1 protein-coding gene is annotated in these 3,728 nt (G+C 43.8%); it reads left to right on the plus strand.

Features of this window, described 5'->3' with window-relative positions:
• On the plus strand, positions 1-3,728 hold a 3,728-nt coding region (locus WMO38_RS14860; RefSeq protein ID WP_349163197.1), incomplete at both ends, for a helicase-like domain-containing protein.

The raw sequence follows: 3,728 nt of genomic DNA on the forward strand, positions 1-3,728 counted from the left end.
AGAATTGCAAAGCAGCTTTATCAGAATGCCAATATCAGTATCACAGGATTTGAGAATACCACATATCCGGATAACTTCTTTGATGTGGTTGTCGGAAATGTGCCATTTGGTGATTACAAGGTATTTGATCCAAAGTACAACAAATATAACTTCCGTATCCACGATTATTTTCTGGCAAAAGCACTTGACCAGGTAAGACCAGGAGGCATGGTTGCTGTAATTACCACAAAGGGAACACTTGATAAGGCAAATCCTACTATCCGAAAGTATCTGGCTGAAAGAGCAGAGCTTGTGGGAGCAGTAAGACTTCCGAATACAGCATTTAAAGATAATGCAGGAACTGAAGTGACAGCAGATATCCTGTTTTTGCAGAAGAGGGAGAGAAAGATTGATATTGAGCCTGACTGGGTCCACCTTGGTGTAACTGAGAATGGCATTGCAGTCAACTCTTATTTTGCAGAGCATCCGGAGATGATGCTTGGATCTATGGAATATGATACAAGGATTTATGGACAGGACAGCAGATATACAGTCTGTGTGAATAATGATGAGAACTTCAATATGTACGAGGCTCTCAATAAGGCAATCGGAAATATCAAAGCCCAGATGACAGATTTTGAGAGAGTGGCAGATGAGGCGGAGCAGACAGAGGAAGTTATCCCGGCTGATCCGGATGTGAGAAACTACACTTACACATTTTATGAAGGAAAGCTCTATTACAGGGAAAATTCCGAGATGGTAAGAAAAGAAGTATCAAAGACTGCTGAGGAGCGAATCAGAAGCCTTGATGAAATCAGACAGATAACAAGAGAGCTGATTGATATCCAGATGGATGGCTGCAGCGAGGAGGAGCTTTCTGATAAGCAGAGACTTCTTAATGTGAAATACGATGCCTTTATAAAGCAGTATGGAGCCATTACTTCAAAAGCAAACAGAATAGCTTTCAGGGATGACAGCGATTACCCGCTTCTTTGCAGCCTTGAGGAAGTAAATGAAGACGGGGAGGTGAAAAAAGCGGATATGTTTTATAAGCAGACGATTAAGGCAAAGACTGTCATAGACAGGGTAGAGACCGCTGTGGAAGCATTAAATGTATCCGTCAATGAATTTGGATATGTAAATCTTGCCTATATGCTCTCTATCTATGAGCCGGATATTACAAATGCAAAGGAAGAGCTTGCTGAAAAGTCCGGGCAGACAGCTGATGAGATAACATTTAGTGATGATGCTTTGGCACAGCTTAGAAGGGCAGTTCTTGTGGAAGAGCTGGACGGACTGATTTTCCTTAATCCCGACCGCTACAACGAGAATAATCCGGACATCGGCTGGGAGACAGCAGACGAGTATCTTTCCGGAAATGTGAGAGACAAGCTTCGTGTAGCAAAAGCTATGGCGGCTGATACAGACAATCCGCAGGCAGAAAGATTTGTAGGAAATGTGGCGGCACTTGAAAAGGTGCAGCCGGAATGGATTGAAGCTTCAGATATTGATGTAAAGATTGGCACAACATGGATTGAACCGCTTGATTATGAGCAGTTTATCTATGAACTTCTCAATACACCAAGACGTGCAAGAGCAGTCAGAAGCCAGTTTTACAATACAGGCATTCAGGTACACTTAAATAAGATGAGCATGGAATGGTTCATCGAGAATAAGAGCATGGATAAGCATTCAGTGGCAGCTACTAAGACCTATGGTACAAGCCGCATGGATGCTTATTCTATTTTTGAGGATACGCTGAATCTTAAAACTGTAACAGTCAGGGACAGGATTGATGACGGAGATGGCAAATATCATTATGAAGTCAATAAGAATGAGACAATGCTTGCAAGGGAAAAGCAGAACATGATCAAGGAGAAGTTCAAGGAATGGCTGTTTGCAGAGCCGGAGCGAAGACAGAAGTATGTGGAATATTACAACGAGACATTCAATAACATCCGTCTGCGTGAGTATGACGGAAGCCATCTGCAGTTTCCGGGAATGAATCCGGCGATTGAGCTAAAGCCACACCAGAAGAATGCGGTAGCAAGAATCCTTCTCGGAGGAAATACCCTGCTGGCACACTGCGTCGGAGCAGGAAAGTCCTTTGAGATGATGGCTGCCTGCATGGAGCAGAAGAGACTCGGACTTGCCAATAAGACGATAATGGTTGTTCCAAAGCCGCTTATCGGGCAGACTGCATCAGAGTTTTTAAGGCTTTATCCGTCAGCAAATATCTTAGTTGCCACAGAGCGTGATTTTGAAAAAAGCCGCAGAAAGCAGTTCGTATCAAGGATTGCGACAGGTGACTATGACTGCATTATCATGTCACACTCGCAGTTTGAGAAAATCCCGATCTCAGCAGAGAGAAAGGAAAGAATGCTCAATGAGCAGATAGATGAAATCAGCTATGCGATTGATGAAATGAAAGAGCGTAATGGAGAGCGTTGGACTGTAAAACAGATGGAAAGCCAGAAGAAAAAGCTGGAGGAGCAGCTTAAATCACTATCTGATGAAAGCAGAAAGGATGACCTTATTACCTTTGAGGAGCTGGGGGTAGATTCTATCATGGTAGACGAAGCACATAATTTTAAGAACCTTGCGATTTTTTCAAAGATGAATAATGTGTCAGGTATCAGCAGCAGTGGAGCAAAGAAGTCAACAGATATGCAGCTTAAATGCCAGTATTTGTCTGAGATAAATGATGGCAGAGGCATTGTATTTGCAACAGGTACACCAATATCCAATACCATGTGTGAGATGTATGTCATGCAGCTTTACTTGCAGAAAGCGGCACTTGAAGAGATGGGGATTTATCACTTTGATTCCTGGGCAGCGAACTTTGGTGAAGTGACAACCGCACTGGAGCTTACTGTAGAGGGAAGCGGTTTCCGTTTTAAAAGCAGATTCAATAAGTTTACGAATCTGCCGGAGCTTATGAATATCTTCCGTGAGGTAGCAGATGTGCAGACCGCAGACATGCTTGACCTTGATGTGCCGGCTCTTCGTGGCGGCAAGCCTATCATAGTGGAGTCGGAGCCTGACTGGTATGTGAAGCAGGTCATGGAAGACTTTGTTGTGAGGGCAGAGCGTATCAGAGGCGGTGGAGTTGATCCAAGTGCAGACAACTTCCTAAAGATTACCCATGAGGCAAGATTACTCGGAACAGATGCAAGGCTGATTGATAAGGATGCGCCGAACAATCCGGATGGAAAACTCAATAAGGTAGCAGAAAATGTCTGGAAAGAATATGAGAAAGGAAATGCCAACGGTCATATAGGCTGCCAGCTTATTTTTTCAGATATCGGCACACCGGGACCGGATAAGGACTTTACCATCTACGATTATCTGAAGGAAACACTTATCCAGTATGGTATTCCGGCAGATGAGATAGCATTTATCCATGATGCCAAAACGGATGCACAGAGGGATGCACTTTTTAAGGAAATGAGGACAGGTAAAAAGAAAGTTCTTATCGGTTCAACGGACAAGTGTGGAACAGGTGTCAATGTGCAGACACACCTTGTAGCAATGCATCATGTGGACTGCCCATGGAAGCCAAGCTCCATTGAACAGAGGGAAGGACGAGGCATCAGGCAGGGCAATGAAAATGAAGAGGTGGCAATCTACAGATATGTCACCAAAGGAACCTTTGATGCATACAACTGGTCACTTGTTGAAAATAAGCAGCGATTCATCAGTCAGGTCATGACAAGCAAGGCTGTAAGCCGAAGCTGTGAGGATATCGA

This window comes from Lachnospira hominis (ex Hitch et al. 2025) (genome assembly GCF_040096395.1).
Classification (GTDB): Bacteria; Bacillota; Clostridia; order Lachnospirales; family Lachnospiraceae; genus Lachnospira; species Lachnospira hominis.